Source organism: Algoriphagus antarcticus, assembly GCF_002150685.1.
In the GTDB taxonomy this organism is placed as follows: Bacteria; Bacteroidota; Bacteroidia; order Cytophagales; family Cyclobacteriaceae; genus Algoriphagus; species Algoriphagus antarcticus.
On sequence record NZ_MSSW01000059.1, the window covers coordinates 44,543 to 66,565 of the forward strand.

Here is a 22,023-nt window from a genome sequence, read left to right on the forward strand (position 1 = left end):
GCTTTAAAATCATCTTTTTAAGTCCACTATCAATGAAAAAATCACTTTTGCTACTTATTCTGTTTTTCTCATTTTTACAGATCAAAGCCCAAGTAAAAATCTCCACACGCGAAATGAATCTAATAAATTGGATGGAATTTGCGGAATATGTTCCTGGGCAAATAAATACCGTTTTACTACCAACTGGGACATTAGAACCCCACGGTGTGATCAACAACGGAGCAGATAATATTGCTCCTGAAGCTATGGCCAGAGACATGGCAGAGGATCTCAACGCGCTGATCGCCCCTACCCTCAATTATGGAATAACCGGAAGTATGGCGGCTTTCCCCGGCGCATTTCAGATCACCGAGGAAGCTTACCGCCCTTTCATCAGAGATATAATAAAAGGTCTTGCGAGAAATGGCTTCAAGAATATTATCATCTTAAATGGCCACGGAGGAGGCCAAACTAAAGTATTGCAGGAAGTGGCTGGGGAAGTAGCTACTGAACTCGGGGTGAGAACACTCGTGATCAACTGGTGGTCATTTGCATCGGATGTGACTTTGGAAGTATTCAAAGAAAATGGTGGACATGCAGGACTCAATGAGACTGCCTACATCCAAGCTATTGATCCAACTTTGGTGCATAAAGAAAAATACAGTCCCGATATGGCAACTCCTTACCCTGCTACCGGCACTTGGTCAGCGGTACCATTTCCATCTTCCATCGGTCTATACCAAGAAGGTCAAGGCTATCCGAATTTTGATCAAGCTCAGGCCGATGAGTATTTCCAAAAAGTAAATGCAAAAGTCTCCGCCTTCATCCAAGAGATCATCAAGAAATGGGACTTGGCTGGGTTGTAATCTTCATTATTCGAAATGGTTATCAGCAATGATAGGAGTAGCCAAATTTTCGAAGCTTATCTATTTAGAAGTTTCCTTTATTTCATGTAAAAGGAAAACCGAAGGATTGAAACAATTCATGACCCTCGGCAAAGCCGGGGGATGAGAAAATGTACGATAAATAAGCCCCGAAGGGGTGCAACCATGAAGTGCCGCCCTTTCAGGGCTCAAGAATGGGATTATTTTCATTTGCCCTGCACTTCGTACAGGGTCATGAATGGTTAGGATCCTGCAGAGCTAGTTAAAAAAACTTATGAATTTTAAGGTAGCAACGTTGTTCAAAAAAATACCAAAAGCTTATACCTTTTTACCCGCATAAAAACGGAAATATATTAAATTCAATAGTAAACCAACCTATTGATTAGGTCATTTTCACTTTCGATTACTTGCCTTATGAAATTAACACTCACAGCTTTTTCTTTTATTTCCTTTGCTCTTTTTGGATGCGGCGAAGGACCGGTTGATTCTCCTGTTTCTCTTTTTGATGGCCAAAGCTTATCAGGTTGGCAAGGAGATACCCTGGACACCTGGCGTGTGGAGGATGGGATGATTGTAGGTGGTTCTCTGGTAGAAACAGTACCAAACAATGAATTCTTGGTCACCGACAGAAGCTATGAGAATTTCATTATAACCTTAAAAATCAAACTGACCGGAGATGAAGGCTTCATTAATTCAGGGGTTCAGTTTCACAGCAAGCGATTGACTAATCCCGCCTACGAGATGGAAGGCTACCAGGCTGACTGGGGTGGAGGCTATTGGGCAAGCTTATATGACGAATCTAGGAGAAACCTCACCTTAAGCGCTCCAGACTCCACTCAAGTGATGAAATGGGTGAATTTAGATGACTGGAATGATTATAAAGTTCATGCTGAAAATGGTAGAATTCAGCTTTTCATCAATGGCCATCAGACTGTAGATTATACTGAAGAAGATAAATCTATTTCCCAGTCAGGCTTGATCGGCCTGCAAATCCATGGCGGCGGAAAAGCTCAGGTAGCATTTAAGGATATTTTTATAGAAGAACTGCCTCAAAAAGAATAGATTATAAATTGATTGAGGAATTATCTCATTATTTATATGCGCTTTTTTGCCGGTAAAGAAACAAAAGCATCATAGAATAAGCTCCAGGCATGGTCAAGGCCACTTCGGTCATCCGTCTTAGGTCTTCAGTCTAGTAAAGCAAAGAAAATATGGCGCTAGCATCTTTAGGGATATTCATATATCTAATTGTGATTAGACGGAATCTTGCCAGTAGAAAATTTATAGGATCGAAGATCCAAAGACTCATTAAATTCTGGTTTACTCAGGTCTTCGGTCATCGGTCTTCCAACCCGTTGACCTAAGAGAATTCGCTTACTGGCAGAAAAGCGTACACAGATGTCTAATTTTATCTATCAACCCAAACACCATGATCACAAACTGGATAGCAGTAGTTTTTAGCGTGATGCTCTGCGCCAATTCTTTTTCTTCAAATGCCGCAACTACCCTACTAAGCGATCCAGTGGCAGAAATAGAGTTCAAATTGGAAGCAACCATGCTTGGATATTTTGCTCCGGACGGCACCAGAAACCCTACATTACGGGCAAAAAAAGGCGACCGAGTTACGATTACCATCACTAATGGTGAGATCATGACACATGATGTGGCCATGGAAAAGCTCGGAATAAAAAGTGAAACCGTCCTGGAAAAAGGATCGACGACAAGTATCACGTTCATTGCGGTGGATGATGACACGTATTACTGCTCCATACCAGGGCACAGAGCCGCAGGAATGGTGGGGAAATTTGAATTGTTAAAAGGAAATGAAACTGTAACCAAAATAGCCGGCACGATCCCGCAGAAAAATGGAAAGCCACTAAACCTAAATTTTGAAACAGGTACACTTCAGGACTGGACAGCTTCCGGTGATGCATTTGTTAATCCGATTTTTAATACCGATCCTTCCCCTGTTCATGGTGATGAGGATAAAATAAATTTCGAGGGAAAAGACTTTCTCAGTAGCGGAGGCACAAAGAATTACAAATTAACAGGAACGCTGACTTCGGTTCCTTTTGAGGTGACGCAGCCATTTGCAAGCTTTTTGGTTTCGGGTGGGGCATTGGCAGATACACGGGTTGAGTTGGTCTTAGCCGCATCCGATAAAGTGATTTTTAACTACACTGGCCAAGGTCGAGCAACACTCCAGCCAGTTGTGGTGGATCTTAGCTCTTATTTAGACCAGATGATTTTCCTCCGAATCATCGATAATGAAACAGGAATCTCACAAATTCCATACATCTCAGATGATAAATGGGCACATATCAACTTTGATGATTTTGAGTTTTATGCGAGCCGTCCCGACTTCTCCAATGAATTGAAGCTGGAAGACATCATCATTCTGCCTCCATTGGATCCAGTCTTGAATTCTGGACTTTCTGGAATAGATGCTGCTAAAGCTATGACCCCACCGGAAGGTTTTAAAATCACCCTTGCCGCAGCGGAACCGGATATCATTCGACCAATTAGTTTTACCCTTGATCCACGCGGAAGACTTTGGGTAGTGGAAGGACACACCTACCCGACTCCTGCTCCTGAGGCTGAAGGCAGGGATAGGATTTTGATCTTCGAGGACACGGACGGCGATGGAACGTTGGATTCCAGAAAAGTATTTGCCGAAGGCCTCAATCTGGTCAGCGGAATCGAAGTGGGAATGGGTGGTGTGTGGCTAGGAGCTGCTCCTTATCTTTTATTCATTCCCGCAGATTTTGAAAATGACAAACCCACTGGCCCTCCTGTAAAACTCTTGGATGGCTGGGGGACGGACGATACCCACGAAGTCCTAAACAATTTGAGATGGGGACCCGATGGCTGGCTGTATGGAACTCACGGCATTTTCACACACTCCAATGTGGGCAAACCGGGATCTTCAGATGCCATGCGTACCAAAATTAATGCAGGTGTTTGGCGGTATCATCCGACACGCCATGAGTTTGACGTTTATGCCGAAGGCAGCAGCAATCCTTGGGGCATTGATTTCAACAGCTACGGACATCCATTTATTACAGTCTGCGTGATCCCTCACATGTATCATGTCATTCAGGGAGCTCGCTACCAAAGGCAGGCTGGAAAGCACTTTAATCCATACACATACGACGATATCAAAACCATTGCTGATCATGTGCATTGGGTAGGTGATCGAGGACCGCATGCTGGCAACTTCCGCTCAGCATCCGCAGGAGGAGGCCATGCCCATGCCGGCGCGATGATCTACTTAGGTGGAGATACCTGGCCGGAGAAATACCGCGACAATATCTTCATGAATAACATCAATGGCTCCCGATTGAATATTGATCAACTCAACCGGGAAGGATCTGGCTATATGGCAAAGCATCAGAATGACTTCATGGCGATGAATGATTCTTGGTCTCAATGGCTCAACTTCAAATATGGCCCTGATGGCTCGATATTCGCGATTGATTGGTATGATCAAAACCAGTGTCATAGCCCAAATCCAGATGTGCATGACAAGTCATTGGGTAGGATTTTCAAAATTTCCCATGAAAATGATCAATGGGTAAAGGTGGATTTATCCAAAGCGAGCAGCGTAGAACTGGCGAACTATCAAACCCACAAAAACGAATGGTATGCTCGACAAGCTAGAACAATTCTGCAAGAGCGTGGAGCTACACCAAAAACTAAATCAGTTTTGAAGAGCATTCTGGCTAATAATCCAGAAACAGCAAATAGACTGCGCGCGCTTTGGACATTGCATGTGATGGATAAACTTTCAGAAAATGACTTGAAAGAATTGATGTCTGATTCTGATGAATACATCAGAAGTTGGGCTATTCAACTAGCAGTGGAAGACAAAACTGTTTCATCAGAGACATTGGCAAAATTTGCAAGCATGGCAAAAAATGATGATGCAGCCTTGGTACGATTATACCTAACTTCTGCCATGCTTCGATTGGAGCCTGAAAATCGCTGGGAAGTGATGGAAGCATTGGTGCAAAAACCGGAGGATCTGGAAGATCACAACATGCCATTGATGCTTTGGTATGCTATCGAACCATTGGCTAGCCTTGATGCAGATCGGGCATTGGCTTTAGCCGAAAAAGCTTCAAATCCATTGATTTTGAAATACACTGTGCAGAAACTTGGCGAGCTGAAAACCACTGAAGCAACTGCGGCTTTGCAAAAATTTAAGAAGTCGCTTGACGATTCAGATTCACACAGCAATCATGAATTGAAAATACAGCTATCCAAAATCACCTTAGAAGACGAATGACCACCCCGCTAAAATCAAGGATTATGAAAAGTATAATTTCTAAAAGTACCGGAGCAGGACTGACTGGAATTTTGGCTCTTACAATTATTTCAAATACAGCCTTTAGTCAAGAGCAACCTGAGCCTGACTTTAAAAAAACAGTGATTTCCCGGGATTTTCTTTCCGAAGGTGTAGCTGTAGCTGACCTCAATAAGGATGGTCTGATGGATATTGTTGCTGGATATTTCTGGTTTGAAGCGCCCAATTGGACTAGACATGAGATCTCTCCATCTCGGGTTTTTGACCCAAGAAAAGAATACAGCAACTCCTTTCTAAATCTCGGGATGGATGTAAATCTCGATGGCTGGGACGATGTGGTCATCATAGATTACCCCGGCACTCCGGGCTATTGGTTTGAAAATCCAAAAACTGAAAGCAGCAACTGGCAAAAACACATCATCGCGGACTCAGTGGGTATCTCAAATGAATCACCTGCTTTTATTGATATCGATGGCGATGGCCGACTGGATATTCTATGTGGAGATCCAAAGAAAAAGCAAATTATCTGGCTTCAAGCTCCTACCAAACCCGGAGAACCTGAGTGGAAACGATTTGCGCTTTCCGAAGAGAATGTACCTGGAACGGATCGTTTTTCACACGGTCTAGGCTATGGAGACATCAATGGCGATAAGATCAAGGACGTAGTAATTGCTGAAGGTTGGTTTGAAGGGAAAGCCGATAAAAAATCAGGCGACTGGATTTTCCACCCTGCATCAATCAGCGAACCTGCGTCGCATATGCAGATTTTGGACGTAAATGGTGATATGAAAAATGATGTAGTAAGCGCTTCGGCACATTCGCTGGGCGTATGGTGGCAGGAGCAAATGAACGATTCCACTTTCAAAACTCACCTCATTTCAAACTTGACAGCGCAAACCCATGCCACGGTCATGGCTGATCTGAATGGAGATGGAGATTTAGAAATGATTTCCGGCAAAAGATACTTGGCACATAATGGAAATGACGCAGGTGATGGTGATACACCTTATTTATTTTACATCGAATTCACTCCCACGATCGAGCCTTTTTTCCTGGAGCATATCATCGATAACGACTCCGGAGCTGGATTAAATATCACTGTGGAAGACATGAACAAGGATCAAAAACCAGACATCGTGATAGCAAATAAGAACGGAATTTTTCTTTTCGAGAATCAGATAAAATAACATTTGATTGTACGCAGTTATGCCACCAACCATAGTCTCTTTGCTCGAAAGGCTGGAAGTCCGAAGACGGGAGACCGAAGTGGCCTCAATCCTAAAATGAAGCTATTCTGTGATGCTTTTGTCTTTTTACTGGCAGAAAAACGGAAACAATAGTTTCTTTAGACAGACTTATTTCACTCTCTCCCCCGTACTCAGACCAAAATAATCGACTGAACTCAATCCACTCACCATCTATCAACGAATAGTTCCTACGAACAAAGGAACTAGAGAAAGTATGCTTCAAAATAGTGAATCCGATATATTTGTAAGCGCAATCTGCGACCTCCAAAATAATAACCCTCTAATCCTATTTTTAGCATGTCTAAAATTTCGTTCCCCCTAGCGGCCTTAGTTGGTTCGTTCCTGGCGTTTGGATGCTCAAGTCCCGATACTAGAAACGCTGACTTAGAAGAGCTCACCAATTACTACCCTCAATACCCTCTCGACACTGCGAGCCACGGAGCAGACAGCACCGAATTAATCATGACCAATTTTGCCGGACCGGACCTCGTACCAAGTCCAGCTGCTTTGGCGGTCTCTCCAAATGGAAATGTTTTCGTGGGTGTGGATATGATGGGTTCTTTGGGCAAAGAGCCAGGAAAAGGCGCAATTGTCCGCTTAGTAGATAGCAATAATGACGGTGAACTGGATTCCCATACTGAGTTTGTCAAAGTGGACAATCCAAGAGGAATCATAGCGGTAAGAGATCAAGTCTTTGTGCTTCACACGCAATTCTCCGAAGAAACCGGAAAGGCCGAGGGAATGAACTTGGTAGTTTATGAGGATAAAGATAATGACGGAGTAGCTGATGGACCAGCTAAAATGCTCATTGAAGGAATTTCCTCTCCAGAGTCTCTTCGTTCACGTGGCACGGATCACTCTACAAATGGTATCAGAATGGGTATAGATGGCTGGATTTATATAGCCGTAGGTGATTTTGGATTCTACAATGCTACAGATAGAGATGGCAAACAAATGACCATGCTTGGTGGTGGGATTGTTCGTGTACGGCCTGACGGTACAGAAATGGAAGTTTACATCCATGGAACAAGAAACATCTACGATGTGGCTATTGATCCATTTATGAATATTTACACGCGTGGCAATACCAATGACGGCGGTGGCTGGAACATTCGTTTCATCCATTACACCCAATCTGGTGAGTACGGTTATCCTAATTTTTTCAAAAACTTCACAGAAGAAACTATTCCGGCTCTAGCAGATCTAGGCGGAGGATCCGGTACAGGAAGTTATTTCATGGATGATGATCGCTGGCCAGCAAAATACAATCACGTGCCGATGATGGCAGATTGGGGCAGAAGCCAATTGTACATTCACCGTGTGACAATGGACGGGCCTGGATTTACCCAACAGGATGAGGAATTTATCAAACTTCCACAGATTTCAGATCTTGATGTAGACGGTTCTGGCCGTATGTTCCTTGCAGCATGGGACGGGGCTGGATATTTTGGCAGTGAAGAAAAAGGCTATGTAGTTCGTGTGGTGCCAAAAAATTGGACTTACGAAGCATTTCCTGATTTGAAAACTGCTACGCTCGAAGAATTGACAGCATTGCTTAAAGCACATAATTCCGTTTCCCGTTTTCATGCCCAGCACGAACTACTTGCCCGATTCCCTAACGAAGCTGGAGCGGCAGCACTTTCCGTGGCAACAGACAAGACGTTGTCGCTGGAAGTGAGAGTAGCCGGTATTTATACCTATGCTCAGGCAACTTGCGAAAGTGGCAACGGTGAATTGGTGAAATTGAGTCAGGAAGAGAAAGTAAGAGAATTCGCATTACGCGCTTTGGCCGATCGCAAAACCTGTCTTCAGGGTGTTCCACTAGATCCATTTATTGAAGGTGTCACCGATCCTAATGACCGGGTGAAATCTGCGGCTATTGTCGCTTTGGGAAGAATAGGTAATCCAGAAGCGGCTGAGGAGCTATTGAAAGTAAAAGTACCTGCTTCATTCAAGCAACCGGAAAAAGGGACTGAAGGCCCACACGCTACTCCTAATCCAGCGATTATTCTTCCGCACGTAGCGGTGAAAGCGCTGGTTGAACTCCATGCTGTAGATGCAGCAGTAGATGCTATTGGCACAGAGAATTCAAAAATTGCACTTTGGACATTGCGCTTCATGCATGATCCAAAAGCTGTGGATGGATTGATCAAAGCTTATGGCGACACGGATGACATGGAGTTAAAAGCAGAGATCTTGGGTACACTTTCCAGATTATATAAGAAAGAAGCTCCTTATGACGGCTCATGGTGGTGGGGGACTCGCCCAGACACGCATGGCCCATATTACAAAGAGATCACCTGGGAGTCTTCAGACAAAATCAAAGACTTCTTGGTCGGTGAGCGCAATTCTTTTGAAGACCCTACGAAAAGACAATTCTTCGCTGAGCTAAATGAGCGAAACAGAATGGACATTGAAGAATTTGGTGCAGATGAATCAAACTTGGTGATCCAAGAAACTGAAGTTGATCTGGAAAAAATAAAGAGCAAGAAAGGACAGGTTGGTGCCTCATCCATTGAGGATGTAATGATCGCACTGGCAGATATCAGAGGTGATCCAGTTACAGGAAAGTCGCTATTCACCAGCCAAGGATGTGTGGCATGTCATAGTGTAGAGAAAGGTCAGCCGCTGAAAGGTCCATTTATGGGGCAAATCGGCTCGATCATGAATCGCTCTCAGATCACCGAATCAATCCTGAAGCCTAATGCTTCCATCTCACAGGGTTTTGCTTCAGTACTGATCAATACAAATGACGATAAGAGTTACATGGGATTTGTCACTGCAGAGACGGCAGACGAAGTAGTGCTTCAAGACATCACCGGCACGGCTACAAAATTGGTAAAGAACACTATCAAAACACGTAAGGTAATGGAGACCTCCATGATGCCTGCAGGATTGGTAAACTCACTTTCTTATGAGGAATTTGCTTCGCTGATTACCTATTTGCAACAGCAGAAGTAAGCAAAAGCAATTATAATTTGAGTATTAAAACACCTTGGGATTTTGCGATTCCAAGGTGTTTTTTTTGATTTAGCCGCGGTGGACGCATAGGGTAACGCAGAGGGCGCAACTTATCAGTTCCTGCTTGGTGAGTTGTCCTGCTTCTCCAGAAGCTGGACTTCTATTTGATACTCATTTTTAAGACTACGAAGTAGTAGTTAAAACTATGAATGCCCCGTAAGAATTGCGGGGTATATTGACAAGAACAAACTCCAGCCCTCGCAAGGTTGAACTTGTTTGTTTTTGGCGAACTCAAATTTCTCAATCGAGATCCAACCTGCCAAAAACCCTTACTCTTTCATTTCTCTTTTACCATGGGTTTCACCCTTGGCTACTCATGGTTTGATCCCTTCAGGCTCATATTAACTCGTTAGTAAATTTCGCACTATATCCGATCACGAAGCGCCTACATGATAACCTAAGCTATCGACCAGTTGTCCCGATGGGACAAGGGTGTATTTAGCAATGGTATGCGTTCGTTTTGTTCAAGTCTCCTGACTTGGACCCAAATCAGAACAACCTCCTGACTGACATACACATATCACGTAATTCCCTATACTTTGCGCTTTCTTCGTGGTCTTGGTGGTTTAGGCGGTTTAGGCGGTTTAGGCGGTTCAAAAATTATCAATTTTCAAATTCAATAAACAAGGAAAATAGATTACCACTTACTTGCGCTCTCCGCGTTATCCTCCGTGACCACCGCCGTGGAAAAATTTCAATGTTCAAAATCAATGATCTAGGAAAAACCAGCTTTAACCGTTGCGCCGCCGAGAGCCAATTTTCTCAATATCTACTTTGGCTAAAAAACTCAATATTCAATGTTCAAATTCAATGATCAAGGAAGCATGGATAACGCTTACTTGCGCTCTCCGCGTTATCCTCCGTGACCTCAGCGGTTAAAAAACCCACAAACCACACCTACTTTTCAACAAGAACCATACTTCCACTTACCTCCACAATTTCTGAAATTTTGGTGAAAACAATCGTCGGAATATCAATCTTATAATCCTCCAGTTTGACAGGGAATTTGAAGTCAAGCTTCAGCTGCTTTCCATCAGAAACTATTGTCCCCGGAACTTCCACTTTCTGAGTGACCCCATGAATCGTCAGCGTTCCACCTACATGTACTTGATAAGTTCCAGCTACCGTAAGGTTATTCTGTTCTTTGATTTTTCCCTTAAACACTCCGGTTGGGTACTTCTCACTTTCCAGGTAATTTTCGTTGAAATGCTCCTGCATGAGCTTATTGGGAAATTCAAAATCAATGATCCGCATCTGCACTGCAATCTCATTCTTATCCGCGTCTAAGATTGCAGCAGTTTTTGAATTATCAGCTTGAATATCTTCCAGCGGAGCATCTGAGAAGAAAGTTACATTCCCCTTGGTCGTCACGTATAAATGCTGTGCAAAAAGTGTGAAGCTGCTGAAGCATATTAGGAGTACTAGGCATATTTTTTTCATTTTCATTTCTTTTTATTATCACGACTTAAGCTGAATGTTCTTGCGATATTAAATCCATAAAATATATCCGCATTTTCCCAAGTGCCGGTATTCAGAGCGATGAAATGCCGCTCTACCATTCCTCTTGCATTGGTAAAATGAAGCTGGAATACGTGACCTCCTGTATCTATATCCACTCCGAGTGAAAGGGAGTTGTGGTATGGATAAGGTGTACCGGTCGCGAGTTGATAGCCGTTCCGATCTGTGAAATTGTAATAGTATTCCGCAGACAAGGTCACTCTCTTACTCACTTTATATCGTCCGCCCATACCCAGAGAAAAAAGATCATTATCCATGAAGGGATTTTCCACTTTGTTGATATGCATAAAGGTCGGAACCACTTGCAGTGAAATCTTCTCGCTGAATTTCCTTCCGATCAGCAATTGGCTGGTGTAGGTAATTCTTTCCGCATTCGAATAAAACTTCATTTGACTTTCTGAATTCATCACATAGCCTGTTGCCATGGTATTCAATGCCATACTTCCATAGACCGAAAGTGTAAACGGAAATACATTGGACTGTCTGAGCACTTTGTATTTGGTATAGAAGTCATAGGTTTTCTCTTCAGAGCTTCTCCCCACTCCCACTAGCCACTGATCCGTGAGTCCATATTCCAAACCCAGTCGAATCCTAGCCTCATCAAGTCCGAAAAAATTTGAAATAAATCCACTGTTTACCGAACCAAATCGATGGGAAATCCAAAAGTTCAAGTGGTTTTTGGATAGGGTCTCAATGGTTTGACCGTTGATCAGACGGGATGCTTTGAAGGTTGCCTGAGTATATACAGTTTCCTTCGGCAGCTCTTGATTCAACATATTCAGCAAGTCATCCTGCCCGTAAGACTCATGAACAGCTATTAGCAAAGTCACCAATAGTGCAATTTTCTTTAACCCTTTCATATCAGTTCATCAAGAGGATCAGGCAAAAACATGAAGTGAGGTTCCGGATAATTGTGCTTTATAGGCTTTGATGCCTTTCTTCCCTTCAGAATTTAGTCCAGTACCAGTAAGGGTATATCTCGCTCCATGCTCTGTACAGTAGAATTCATTGTTTCTATAGATCACTTTGGACTTGTTCTCATGAGAACAAACTTGTGTGACCGCAGCGAATGCATCCCCAGAAACTCTGGCAACAACAATCTTATTGACAATAAGGTAGCCACCTGTATTCAGTAGTTTTGCATTGGCAGAATCAGTGAGATCCAGCGTAAAATCCACCCCTGTACCTGTAGGCCCACCAGTTATGGGATCACCTACTTCATTGATGCAAGAGGTAATGGCTGAGGCGCCGCAGTAGATTGCGAGCAAAGAAGCTCCTTTGAATCCCATTGATTTAAGGAATTCCATTCTTGAAATTTTTTCATTCATGAGTTCTAGTAGTTAAGTTAAATTTTCAGGTAGATATGGCCAGTGAGTGACTACTCAGCAATTTTCTTCAAATATTTATCAAGTCGGTTTTATCCCAGATTTACTCCGAACAGGTATCCAATCAATGCAGTGATCCCCATGGCTACTGTCCCCCAGAAAGTAATTCGAAGTACAGGTTTGAGGATTGGTGAACCTCCAGTCTTGGCAGAAACAGCTCCCAGAAATGCTAAAAATAAAATCGCAGAACCGTAGAGGTAGATTTCCATCTGTCCTATTGGCATGAATAAAGCCACTAATAAGGGGAGAACTCCCCCGACTGTAAAAGAGGCTCCCGAAGCTAATGCAGCCTGAATAGGGTGAGCTTTTGACACATCATTGATACCCAATTCATCTCTTACATGGGCTGCCAACGCGTCTTTTTCAGTAAGTTCTACTGCCACCAGCTGCGCAGTTTCTTTGCTCAATCCGCGCTCTTCATAGATAGTAGCAAGTCGCTGTAGTTCTACTTCAGGCATTTCTTCCAATTCTGCTTTTTCTCGCATGATGTCCGCTTTTTCTACATCAGTCTGCGAACTCACGCTTACATATTCTCCAGCGGCCATAGACAGTGCTCCGGCAACAAGACCAGCAAGGGTTGCCAAAAGAATGGGGTCTCTAAGATCAGAAGCTGCCGCGACACCAATAGCCAAGCTTGACGTGGAAAGAATGCCATCATTAGCACCCAAAACCGCTGCTCTCAGCCAATTGCTTCGCTGTACAAAATGCACTGCCAGATAATCATCCATTGGTTCCGCCATCATTCCCTAAATTTATTTCTTTTACCGCTAAGAACTGTCTATTCCTTATCCTTAGGGCTGATCTTAAGCATATCTTAAGCATATCTTAAGCGTACCTTAATCTTCTCTGTGGAATTGGACAATTCTCCATCCATCTACAAGCTGCAATTCTTCCCAACTGCCAATACCATTTAGATACGGAAGCTTTTTCTTGGAAATCCATATCGAGTGATTTGGCGCTTTTTCAATGATCCAGGTGGAATCCGATTGTAGATTAATCAAGCCGGCTTTCCACTTTTCGTTCTGCTGAAACTGCGTCTCCCGATTCAAACTTTCGTCTCCATCAAAAACAGAAATCATATCCAAATCCGAATTAAATAACACGGAAGGCAGGCGCTTATTGTAAATGATCACCTCTTTTGTCGCTGGCTCATTTTGTGTAATCCACTCAGTCACGCGACGAGTATCATTAGTCAAGCCCGGATTCTGGCTCATGAAATAGGTGGACATTCCCGTCAGACCCATGGTAAAAATAAATGCGGAAATGACCGCACGATCAGCTTTTCGTATATCCACTTTTTGCAGGGCTAACAAAAGTGAAATCACCACAAACCAGATGAAGTAAAACTTATAATTCAGCGTGACCTTTGGTTCTATAAGTGGAACAGAAACCAATGCCACAAGCAAGAGGAGATGAAACCCCAGCTGCCATCTCTCCCAGATTTTCTGTTGAGTATCACTCAGCTTTTCCCAATAATAAATAGCCCCTATCGCCAAACCGGAATAGAGAGGCAAAATATAAAGCACTAGTTTGGACTGACTCAGGGAGAAAAACAGTAAAGGCAAAAGCACCCACATGACCAACAAAGCTCCTTGCTTAGTAAAGTCAGCACGCTTGATAGGGATCTTTTTAAGCAGGATAATTACCCACGGAAAAGCCGTTACCAGCATTACAGCTCCGTAAAACCAAAAAGGTTGTCCCCGATGGAAAGTATCAGTGGCAAATCGGTCGATGGTATGCTTGAAAAGAAAGTAATTCAAAAAGCGATCATCTTCGGTTTGCAAAAAGACGAACCAACTAAGTCCAATCCCCAGCATCAATGCTATACCGGCCAAGTGAAGCTTATACGAACCCATTTTCTGCTTCATTACCAGACCTTGATATATCCAGATTAAAAGTGGAACAATCAGCACCACTGGCCCCTTTGTCAAAAAGCCAATTCCAAGAAAGGCATAACATAGAATAAGCTTGTACCCAATTCTTTTCTCCGAAAAAGTAAACCAGAAATACAGTGCCACCAACACGAAAAGCGCCAAAAAGCTATCTGTGGTCAATGCTCTGCTGGATATAATAAGGGCTGGAAATGAGGCGTAAAGCATGGCCGAGAGAAATGCCGGATTTGATCGTCTGAAGAAAATCAAAGCAATCTTATACACGAGCCAAATCTGAAAAAGGACAGAAATCTGCAAAAGGAATCTGGCCGAAAATGGCGAAATTCCCATCACTTTATAGCTTATCGCCGTCAACCAGTAAGTCATCGGTGGCTTATGGTAATGATAAATTCCCATCAACTGCGGGTGCAACCAATCGCCCGTTTCCACCATTTCTTTTGCGATTTGAGCGTAGCGTGCTTCACTGGATTCGGTCACGGAATAAGCTCCAAGATTGAAGAATAAAACCATTGCCGTGAAGACCAGCAACAAACCCATTCTCATACTTTTGATGCGGTCAAGAAAGCTGAGCTTTTCTGCATTGCCCGTACCAAAATGGATCATCAGATTACGAACATATACCAATATCCCAAACGCCTGACCTATAAAAAGTACAGAGTCTTTTCTTAAAATAGCATAGGAGGCGATCAAAACTGCACCTACCAAACTGATATACCAAAAACTCACCGGAAACTGAGATTCTTTGCTTCGCTCGGAATCGAGCCACTGTACCACAAACCTTGTCGTGAAAATAACCTGACCTAGCGTCCCCCAAGTAAGAAGCATGCCACTGATCTCCGGATTATGTACCAGGCTGCGAAAGTCGTATTGTGCATGTAAAACCAAATACCCCAGAAATACCAAAGGCAGCAAAATGAAACTCCAGCGAAGCCATTTTGGGAAAAGTTGCCAGGCATTTTTGATTTTCAGGTTTCTGATGTAAATAAAATATCCCACCAGTTGACCTCCCACGATAACAACATCTTGGCGAAACGTACCATAAACCAATAAAAGAAAGGAAGCGGCCAAACTGAGTTGCCAAAAAATGACTGGTGAAAGCACTTTCCCTGCCTTCTCAGACTTGACCAATTGGATTAGAAATCGGGCAGAGAATAATCCCTGGGCGAGAAAACCAACTCCTAGAAGTGCCCAACTATTCATGGTGTACAGCTTTTTGTCTTTTGACAGACTTTTCAGAAATAATATATTCTGACTGGCGCTTCATCATCCAACGCAATGCTATGGTATCCTGTAGCGGCGCCAAAAGCCGGTTCCATACATTAAATTTGGATTTCCCGGTAATTCGCGGAAAATGACTAACAGGAATTTCAATCACTTTTTTACCCTGGATCAAAGTCAGCGCAGGAAAGAATCTATGCATACCTTTGAAAAAAGGCATATCCAATGCCGCTGATCTGCTCATGATTTTCAGCGGGCAACCCGAATCATGAACGCCGTCATGAAGCATGGAATCCCGAAACCAATTAGCAAAGGCCGAAGACATATTCTTCACGGTGCTATCCTTGCGACCTTCTCTTCTACCTGTCACCAGATCATAGGCCGGAATCATCGCTTCCAGCTTGAGAAAATCCATAGGGTCAGTCTGCAAATCCGCATCAATGTAGCCAACCCACTTGGTGGTAGATTTTTCGAAACCTGCCCGAATTGCAGCACTCAGTCCAGCATTTTTGTCGAAGGAAATAAAGTCAACCCGCTCACTGTCTGCTGCAATCTTCTTGATTTCATCCAAGCTTTTATCGGTGGAGCCATCGTTGACTAATAGTAAAGTGACTTCGAATTTGGAGCGACTGATATATCCTTCAAAAGCCGGTAAAATCCTGGCAATCCCCTCAAACTCATTGAAAACGGGGATTATCACCGTTATTCCATTGGCTCTTTCTTTCATGCTAAAGTCGATTAAAACTCCTAAAACTTATAACTGTATCCCACTCGGAATACCTGCGTCTCGTAATATTCCGCACTCGTATAGCTGAAGTCATTTCCATCTATGGTTTTCTTGATTACCATAGTATTCAGCAAGTCGGTAGCATTAAAAAACAGTTCTCCGTTACCATCTTGGATCACTTTCTTCAGTCCCATGTCCAGTGTGAATCTCGCTTGGATTTTTCCCTGAGGAATAATATCCGGAGCCAAATAAATCGCCGTCAACTGCCCTGAAAAATTCTCTGAAAACTTGAATTTGGAATTCCATTTAGCATTACCGGAAAATATCTCCTGCTTGTCAGCCATGAAAGTATTGGGGGCTGGATAGAGGTTCTCGACTGTAAAAGCATCGATCTGATTGTGGTATCCATTGAGATTTAAATCAAAAGAATACCAGTCATTTACGTCCTGATCCCATATTACTTCAAATCCAGTGTTATAGCTCTTCCCTGCATTTTGGAAGATTGCATAGATCAGTCTGCTATCTCCATAAGTAGATGATATCCTGGTGATCGTCCCATCCACCGTTCGGTGGTATGCCGCCGAATACAGTGATCCGCTACTCCATCCTGTCTTCCAGCCCAACTCAAACGAATTGGTAAACTGGGGTTTTAGGGCTGGATTCCCCACTTTTATAATCTCAGCATCATCGTACTTCGGGAAGATCCGGATATCTACTTCATTTGGCCGGTCCACTCTGCGATTGTATGATGCAGTTACCTTATTCAGCTCATTGATTTTGTACGTCAATCGGGTATTTGGGAAAGGCTGGAAGTAGTTATAGCCATCACTTTTATAGGTCGGGTGATTCGGATTCACTTCATAATTCAGCTTTATATATTCCAGTCTTAGCCCTATTTCCGCTTCCAGTTTTCTGGATTCAAAAACGTAATTACCATAAACTGCAGGAATGATTTCCGTGTACGTCGCAGCTCCGCCTGCGAGAGAATCAAGCGGCGAATTTTCACTTGGGAAAAACTGCATGTTGGTCGGAATCCAACGCCTCCTGAATTTCATTCCGGTTTCAAGTCGCCCATTTTTCAAAGGCTGCACATAGTCGAGCGTTACATCCACTACATTTTCGTCAGAAAGCAATTTGAAGGCCTCCTCTCCAATATAATTTGGAAGGGTATTAGTAAAGAAATATTGCTCATCCTCCCGGTGAAAGGTGTAATTAAAAGCTGCGGAAAGGCTGTGTCCCGGATCAGTAAACTTATGCTGGAAAGCCGCTGTACCCATCACAGTGGTTTTCAACTCGTCTTCCAGAAACTGCCAAAGTCTCAAACGCTCTAAATAATTCCCATTGAAAAAAGACTGATCTCCCCGGTCTATGATCTTTTCACTTCCGAAAAGCCCTGAAATGGTCAGTGTATTGGATGGATTTATCGTCCAGTCCATCCCGGCTCTTGTTGTCAAAAAGTTTGTGTTTCTGTTTCGCTTAAGTTGCTGATTGATAATAGCTCCGTTATTATAAGTTCGGGTGACAAACTCATTTTTATTCAATGTCTGAGTGTAAAGATTATCTGCCGAAAGGAAGAAATTCACATCCTTCTTGCGGTAGTTTAGGGAAATCGAAGGATTGATTTTTGGCGTACCTTGGTACTGAGGTCTGATACCTTGAAGATTTACTTTTTTCTCCCAAAGTGCTCCTATTCCTAGCGCCATTCCTACTTTTCCATTGAAGCCTTCCTGCTTTTCCTTTTTCAAGATGATATTAATGATGCCTGCATTTCCATTTGCATCAAACTTCGCAGATGGATTATTGATGATCTCGATTCGCTCCACTGCGGAAGAAGGGAGATTATCCAAGCCCGTTTGATTACCAAATCCTGTCAAAGCCGTCTGCTTCCCGTCTATCAAAACCGCTACCCGGTCATTTCCACGGATCTGAACTTTGCCATCCTGAACTGACACGCCGGGGAGATTGGACATAGCCTGAAGTACAGAACCTCCACTTTGGCTGATATTCTGTCCCAAATCATACGTCTTCTTATTCATTTTAGCACTTACAGCTTCTGCCTGCCCAACTACTTCCACAGCGCCCAATTCTTGGAACGAGGTAGACAATGAAAACTCCCCCAGATTTAAAAATGCGGAACTTGAACCTACATAGATTTCCTTGCGTGCAGTCTCAAAACCAATAAAACTTGCTTCCACTTCGTAATCTCCAGGTGCGACGTCCACTAAGGTGAAAAGTCCGGACTCGTCAGTAATAGCTCCAGTTACAAAGCTGGTGTCCATGACAGTTTTCAGGACTACATTCACATAAGACAAACCCTCCTGTGAGGCCTTGTCCACAATTTTCCCTGATACTTTTACTTTTGTTTCCTGCGCAACAAGTGACTGACATAGCAGAAGCAGTGCAATCAGGAAATAGTTTTTAATCTTCATCGTCTTCTTCTATCGCTTTTTTCTCTAGTAACTTTCCATCCATATCAAAAACCAACTCCCATTCTTCCTCTCCTTTTTCTACTGCCAATTCATAGACGGTTCCATCTGCCTTTTCAGAAATCTCAGCCTCCTTTACCTTAAACCCCATAAAATTCTGGTCAAGTATTTCCTTTATAGAAGTAGGTAATTCAGACTTTTTGATCTCATGCTCTGTCTCAAGCCAATCTCCCTTCAGGTTGAAATTTGAGGAGTATTCCATGCCGTTTAGCTTGAATTCAGCCTCCCAGCTGCTGGCATCTTCCATATCCCAATTCACCTTTTTGGCATCAGGAAATTTCTGGGAAAAAGCAGTTTTCACCACTTCGGGAACTTCGGGATTCTGGGCACATGCACTAGCTGTAAGTAGCATGCTTGCGGCAACAAAGCTTATTGATTTTCTCACGTCGATAGGAGTTCTATAAAATTGAATAACCAAATCTCCATATAGAATTAGAAGACTTTTAGAATTTCTAGAAGCGTATCGAAAAAATATGATAGGAATCTGTAAAGCTGTACTTGATTTGCCAACTGTTTTGCTTGCAGATCTCCTTTACGATCGCAAGACCCAAACCGCTGCTAGTTCCTTTATCAGACGTGACTGAAAACCTTTTAAAAAGTGATTCTTCAACCAACGGAAATTCACCCGTATTTTTAAAAGTAAATCCACTTTCATTCCATTCTACCATGATTTGCCCCTTTTTGGGACTGTGTCTAATCGCATTTGAGAGGAGGTTATTCACTAAGGTCTCAGCCAGAAACTTACTGCATTCAAACTTGCAAATGCCTGATGGGACTTTCTGGAATTTAAGCTCCTTTTCTTCCATATAGTCCTGGAGCAACTCTTCACTTTTAGTTATTTTCAAGGAAAAATCCAGCGCTTCCACGTCAGTAAATCTGCTGTTTTCTATTCTTGCCAGTAAAAGTAAATTCTTGTTGACGCGGGTAAGTCTAGCCAGCGGAATCTGAATAGCATTTACCAATTCGGATTGAGTAGTATTGAGTTTTTCATCCTGAAACAGCATATCCAACTTTGATTTCAGCAAAGCTATCGGCGTCTGCAATTCATGCGATGCATTGGCCACGAAAGCCTTTTGTTGATTATAAACGCTGACATTTTCGGCTATTAACTTGCTGATTGTATGATTCAATTCTTCAAATTCCTCAATGTCAGATGGCTCAAAATTCACTTCTTTACTCGTGCTCAGATCAAAGGATTTCAATTTGGTAAGCGTCTTGTCAAAAGGTTCCCAGACATCCTTCGAAATCTTTCTATTGAGTCGGATAAAGCCAAAAACCAATATTCCATACAGCACAACAGTCACCAAGCCAATTGCAAAAATCGTCTCATAAGCTTCCTCCACATTGGTTTCAATAGTGAGCAAATAATGTTTCTTATTGATCTCAATTACAGTTTGCATAACTCGAAAACGATCCCATTCATCCTCGTATTCGTTGAATTTCGTTTCTTCGTAAATGCTATCCTGCCTTGCAATATTTTCAGTAACCGGCACTATTGAGGAACTCGGTTGCAGGGTATTCCAAGTATTCAGAATAGTCTCTAAGTCATGCCCGGACACATGAGCCTGTTCAAATCTATTTTCGATTCGTTCCATGATTATCTCATGATTATCATCTATCTCCGTCACCCAGATCCAATCCACCACCAAAAAATAAATCGGAATGCTCACCAAGAGGATGACTAAGGCGTAGTTCGTAAAGGCCTTTAGTGGTTTATCCAGAAGTTTGATCATAGCTCCCATTTATATCCAGTTCCATACATAGTTTTCAGATAATTCCCATACCCGGCTTCATTGAGCTTTTTCTTGAGGTTTTTCACATGTGCATAGACGAAGTCATGGTTGTCAAACATATCTGCCAAATCTCCCGACAGATGTTCCGCCAAAGCACTTTTTGACAAAACCCGATTCTTATTCCCTATGAAAAAAAGCAGTAGCTCATATTCTTTTTTGGTCAAGACAATAGGGTTCCCGTCAATTTGAACGGTTTTAGAAAGCATATCAATTTTAATCTCATTTTGGGTAATTAGATTAGAAGTATCAAATTGTTTCCTACGGATCACCGAATGAATCCTTGCTGCCAATTCCGAGTGGTGAAATGGCTTAGCCAAGTAATCATCCGCACCACTATTCAAGCCCTTGATTTTGTCTTCCAGTGTGTTTTTGGCAGAAATGATAATAACTCCGTCCTGCTTATTCTGGCTTCGCAAATGGGCCAAAATCTCAAATCCATCTCCTCCAGGCAGCATCAAATCCAACAGAATGCAATCGTACTGATAGAGACTTACTTTTTCTTTGGCTGTCGCAAAATCAGCAGCAGTCTCACAGCGATAGTTTTCCCCTGAAAGATATTGCACTATATCACTGGCAAGCTCTTTTTCGTCTTCGATCACCAAAATTTTCATCTTTTTATATTTTTTTCAATGGTCAGATGGAATCTCGCAGGGCTGATGATATTACTCTAATTGTCTCCTGCGACATGCTAGATTTCATCGATTCAAATTAAGCATTGAATTTGGAAGGAATTTAGAAGAGGGCGATTTTTCTGGTTACCATCAATTATTCCAGCTAGATTATTTTCTTTGATTGATTGATTGGAAGACGGAAGGCAGGCTGATACGAAGGCGACTATTAAGTTTTATAGCCCTCGTGCTATCCTATTTGGTAGGAAAAAATATTTTTTTCACCGCGGAGACGCTGAGATCGCGGAGCTTTCGCAAAGTGTTTCTTTGAAAAAGGTAAGCGAATCCTTTGCGTTTTTCTTGACGAACTCTGCGCTTTGGCTGTGGAAAAAATTCAATGTTCAAATTCAAACTCAATGATCAAGCAAGCACGGTTAACCCTTAGTTGCGCTCTCCGCGATGTCCTCCGTGACCACCGAGGTGGAAAAAATTCAATGTTCAAACTCAATGATCAAGCAAGCACGGTTAACCCTTAGTTGCGCTCTCCGCGATGTCCTCCGTGACCACCGCGGTTAAAAAAAACTCAAGGATCAAGGAAAAACCCTTTTACCCGTTGCGCCGCCGCGCCGCCGCGAGCCAATTTTCTCAATATCTACTTTGGCTAAAAAATTCAATGTTCAAACTCAATGATCAAGCAAGCACGGTTAACCCTTAGTTGCGCTCTCCGCGATGTCCTCCGTGACCACCGCGGTTAAAAAAAACTAAAGGATCAAGAAAAAACCAGCTTTTGCCGCGCCGCCGCGAGCCAATTTTCTCAATATCTACTTTGGCTAAAAAATTCAATGTTCAAACTCAAGGATCAAAGAAGCATGGATAACACTTAATTGCGCTCTCCGCGTTATCCTCCGTGACCACCGCGGTTAAAAAAAACTCAAGGATCAAGAAAAAACCAGCTTTTG

General features: G+C 42.8%; 15 protein-coding genes. 5 read left to right on the forward strand and 10 right to left on the reverse strand.

Translation table 11 applies throughout. From position 1 onward, the window contains the following. Window positions 1-32: 32 nt before the first annotated feature. From BVH04_RS18770 to BVH04_RS18790, 5 genes are all read left to right on the forward strand, one after another. On the forward strand, window positions 33-845 hold the full coding sequence (locus BVH04_RS18770) for a creatininase family protein (protein WP_086543014.1): 813 nt from the start codon (window positions 33-35) through the stop codon (window positions 843-845). 432 nt (window positions 846-1,277) lie between these two features. Further along, a complete protein-coding gene (locus tag BVH04_RS18775; RefSeq protein WP_086543015.1) occupies window positions 1,278-1,925 on the forward strand; it encodes a 3-keto-disaccharide hydrolase in 648 nt (215 codons plus the stop codon). Between the two features lie 367 nt (window positions 1,926-2,292). After that, a complete protein-coding gene (locus BVH04_RS18780) occupies window positions 2,293-5,151 on the forward strand; it encodes a PVC-type heme-binding CxxCH protein (RefSeq protein WP_086543016.1) in 2,859 nt (952 codons plus the stop codon). A 23-nt stretch (window positions 5,152-5,174) separates the two neighbouring features. Continuing rightward, window positions 5,175-6,356 carry an FG-GAP repeat domain-containing protein gene (locus BVH04_RS18785; protein ID WP_086543028.1) on the forward strand — a complete coding sequence of 394 codons (1,182 nt, stop codon included), beginning with the start codon at window positions 5,175-5,177 and terminating at the stop codon, window positions 6,354-6,356. 357 nt (window positions 6,357-6,713) lie between these two features. Then, window positions 6,714-9,377: a DUF7133 domain-containing protein gene (locus BVH04_RS18790; protein WP_086543017.1), complete on the forward strand. Its 2,664-nt coding sequence runs from the start codon at window positions 6,714-6,716 to the stop codon at window positions 9,375-9,377. 957 nt (window positions 9,378-10,334) lie between these two features. Here the strand turns inward: BVH04_RS18790 and BVH04_RS18795 are convergent. From BVH04_RS18795 to BVH04_RS18840, 10 genes are all read right to left on the reverse strand, one after another. After that, window positions 10,335-10,877: a YceI family protein gene (locus BVH04_RS18795; protein WP_240510979.1), complete on the reverse strand. Its 543-nt coding sequence runs from the start codon at window positions 10,875-10,877 to the stop codon at window positions 10,335-10,337. A 2-nt stretch (window positions 10,878-10,879) separates the two neighbouring features. Then, window positions 10,880-11,815, reverse strand: coding sequence for a DUF5777 family beta-barrel protein (locus BVH04_RS18800; RefSeq protein WP_086543019.1), 936 nt, complete (start codon window positions 11,813-11,815; stop codon window positions 10,880-10,882). A gap of 18 nt (window positions 11,816-11,833) precedes the next feature. Next, window positions 11,834-12,283 carry a Rieske 2Fe-2S domain-containing protein gene (locus BVH04_RS18805; RefSeq protein WP_086543020.1) on the reverse strand — a complete coding sequence of 150 codons (450 nt, stop codon included), beginning with the start codon at window positions 12,281-12,283 and terminating at the stop codon, window positions 11,834-11,836. Between the two features lie 89 nt (window positions 12,284-12,372). Then, entirely contained in the window at window positions 12,373-13,083 is a 711-nt protein-coding gene (locus BVH04_RS18810; protein WP_240510980.1) for a VIT1/CCC1 transporter family protein, read from the reverse strand. 93 nt (window positions 13,084-13,176) lie between these two features. After that, window positions 13,177-15,432 (reverse strand): lipid-A-disaccharide synthase N-terminal domain-containing protein, encoded by a 2,256-nt coding sequence (locus BVH04_RS18815; RefSeq protein ID WP_086543021.1) that lies wholly within the window; start codon window positions 15,430-15,432, stop codon window positions 13,177-13,179. Next, window positions 15,425-16,177, reverse strand: coding sequence for a glycosyltransferase (locus BVH04_RS18820; protein ID WP_086543022.1), 753 nt, complete (start codon window positions 16,175-16,177; stop codon window positions 15,425-15,427). Before BVH04_RS18820 ends, BVH04_RS18815 begins: the two co-directional genes overlap by 8 nt. Window positions 16,178-16,197: 20 nt before the next feature. Further along, the gene (locus tag BVH04_RS18825) at window positions 16,198-18,606 is read right to left on the reverse strand and encodes a TonB-dependent receptor domain-containing protein (protein WP_086543023.1); all 2,409 of its coding nucleotides are present in this window, start codon (window positions 18,604-18,606) and stop codon (window positions 16,198-16,200) included. After that, window positions 18,596-19,048: a PepSY-like domain-containing protein gene (locus BVH04_RS18830; RefSeq protein ID WP_140160616.1), complete on the reverse strand. Its 453-nt coding sequence runs from the start codon at window positions 19,046-19,048 to the stop codon at window positions 18,596-18,598. Before BVH04_RS18830 ends, BVH04_RS18825 begins: the two co-directional genes overlap by 11 nt. Window positions 19,049-19,115: 67 nt before the next feature. Beyond that, window positions 19,116-20,396, reverse strand: coding sequence for a sensor histidine kinase (locus BVH04_RS18835; RefSeq protein ID WP_169714463.1), 1,281 nt, complete (start codon window positions 20,394-20,396; stop codon window positions 19,116-19,118). Then, window positions 20,393-21,067 carry a response regulator transcription factor gene (locus BVH04_RS18840; protein WP_086543026.1) on the reverse strand — a complete coding sequence of 225 codons (675 nt, stop codon included), beginning with the start codon at window positions 21,065-21,067 and terminating at the stop codon, window positions 20,393-20,395. Before BVH04_RS18840 ends, BVH04_RS18835 begins: the two co-directional genes overlap by 4 nt. Between the last annotated feature and the right edge of the window lie 956 nt (window positions 21,068-22,023).

What these genes read in the sequence shown, in the direction of transcription:
- BVH04_RS18810 (WP_240510980.1), bottom strand. Translation starts at nt 13,083, where the DNA reads ATGATGGCGGAACCAATGGATGATTATCTGGCAGTGCATTTTGTACAG.
- BVH04_RS18800 (WP_086543019.1), bottom strand. Translation starts at nt 11,815, where the DNA reads ATGAAAGGGTTAAAGAAAATTGCACTATTGGTGACTTTGCTAATAGCT.
- BVH04_RS18795 (WP_240510979.1), bottom strand. Translation starts at nt 10,877, where the DNA reads ATGAAAAAAATATGCCTAGTACTCCTAATATGCTTCAGCAGCTTCACA.
- BVH04_RS18785 (WP_086543028.1), top strand. Translation starts at nt 5,175, where the DNA reads ATGAAAAGTATAATTTCTAAAAGTACCGGAGCAGGACTGACTGGAATT.
- BVH04_RS18825 (WP_086543023.1), bottom strand. Translation starts at nt 18,606, where the DNA reads ATGAAGATTAAAAACTATTTCCTGATTGCACTGCTTCTGCTATGTCAG.
- BVH04_RS18815 (WP_086543021.1), bottom strand. Translation starts at nt 15,432, where the DNA reads ATGAATAGTTGGGCACTTCTAGGAGTTGGTTTTCTCGCCCAGGGATTA.
- BVH04_RS18840 (WP_086543026.1), bottom strand. Translation starts at nt 21,067, where the DNA reads ATGAAAATTTTGGTGATCGAAGACGAAAAAGAGCTTGCCAGTGATATA.
- BVH04_RS18780 (WP_086543016.1), top strand. Translation starts at nt 2,293, where the DNA reads ATGATCACAAACTGGATAGCAGTAGTTTTTAGCGTGATGCTCTGCGCC.
- BVH04_RS18790 (WP_086543017.1), top strand. Translation starts at nt 6,714, where the DNA reads ATGTCTAAAATTTCGTTCCCCCTAGCGGCCTTAGTTGGTTCGTTCCTG.
- BVH04_RS18770 (WP_086543014.1), top strand. Translation starts at nt 33, where the DNA reads ATGAAAAAATCACTTTTGCTACTTATTCTGTTTTTCTCATTTTTACAG.
- BVH04_RS18775 (WP_086543015.1), top strand. Translation starts at nt 1,278, where the DNA reads ATGAAATTAACACTCACAGCTTTTTCTTTTATTTCCTTTGCTCTTTTT.
- BVH04_RS18805 (WP_086543020.1), bottom strand. Translation starts at nt 12,283, where the DNA reads ATGAATGAAAAAATTTCAAGAATGGAATTCCTTAAATCAATGGGATTC.
- BVH04_RS18835 (WP_169714463.1), bottom strand. Translation starts at nt 20,396, where the DNA reads ATGATCAAACTTCTGGATAAACCACTAAAGGCCTTTACGAACTACGCC.
- BVH04_RS18820 (WP_086543022.1), bottom strand. Translation starts at nt 16,177, where the DNA reads ATGAAAGAAAGAGCCAATGGAATAACGGTGATAATCCCCGTTTTCAAT.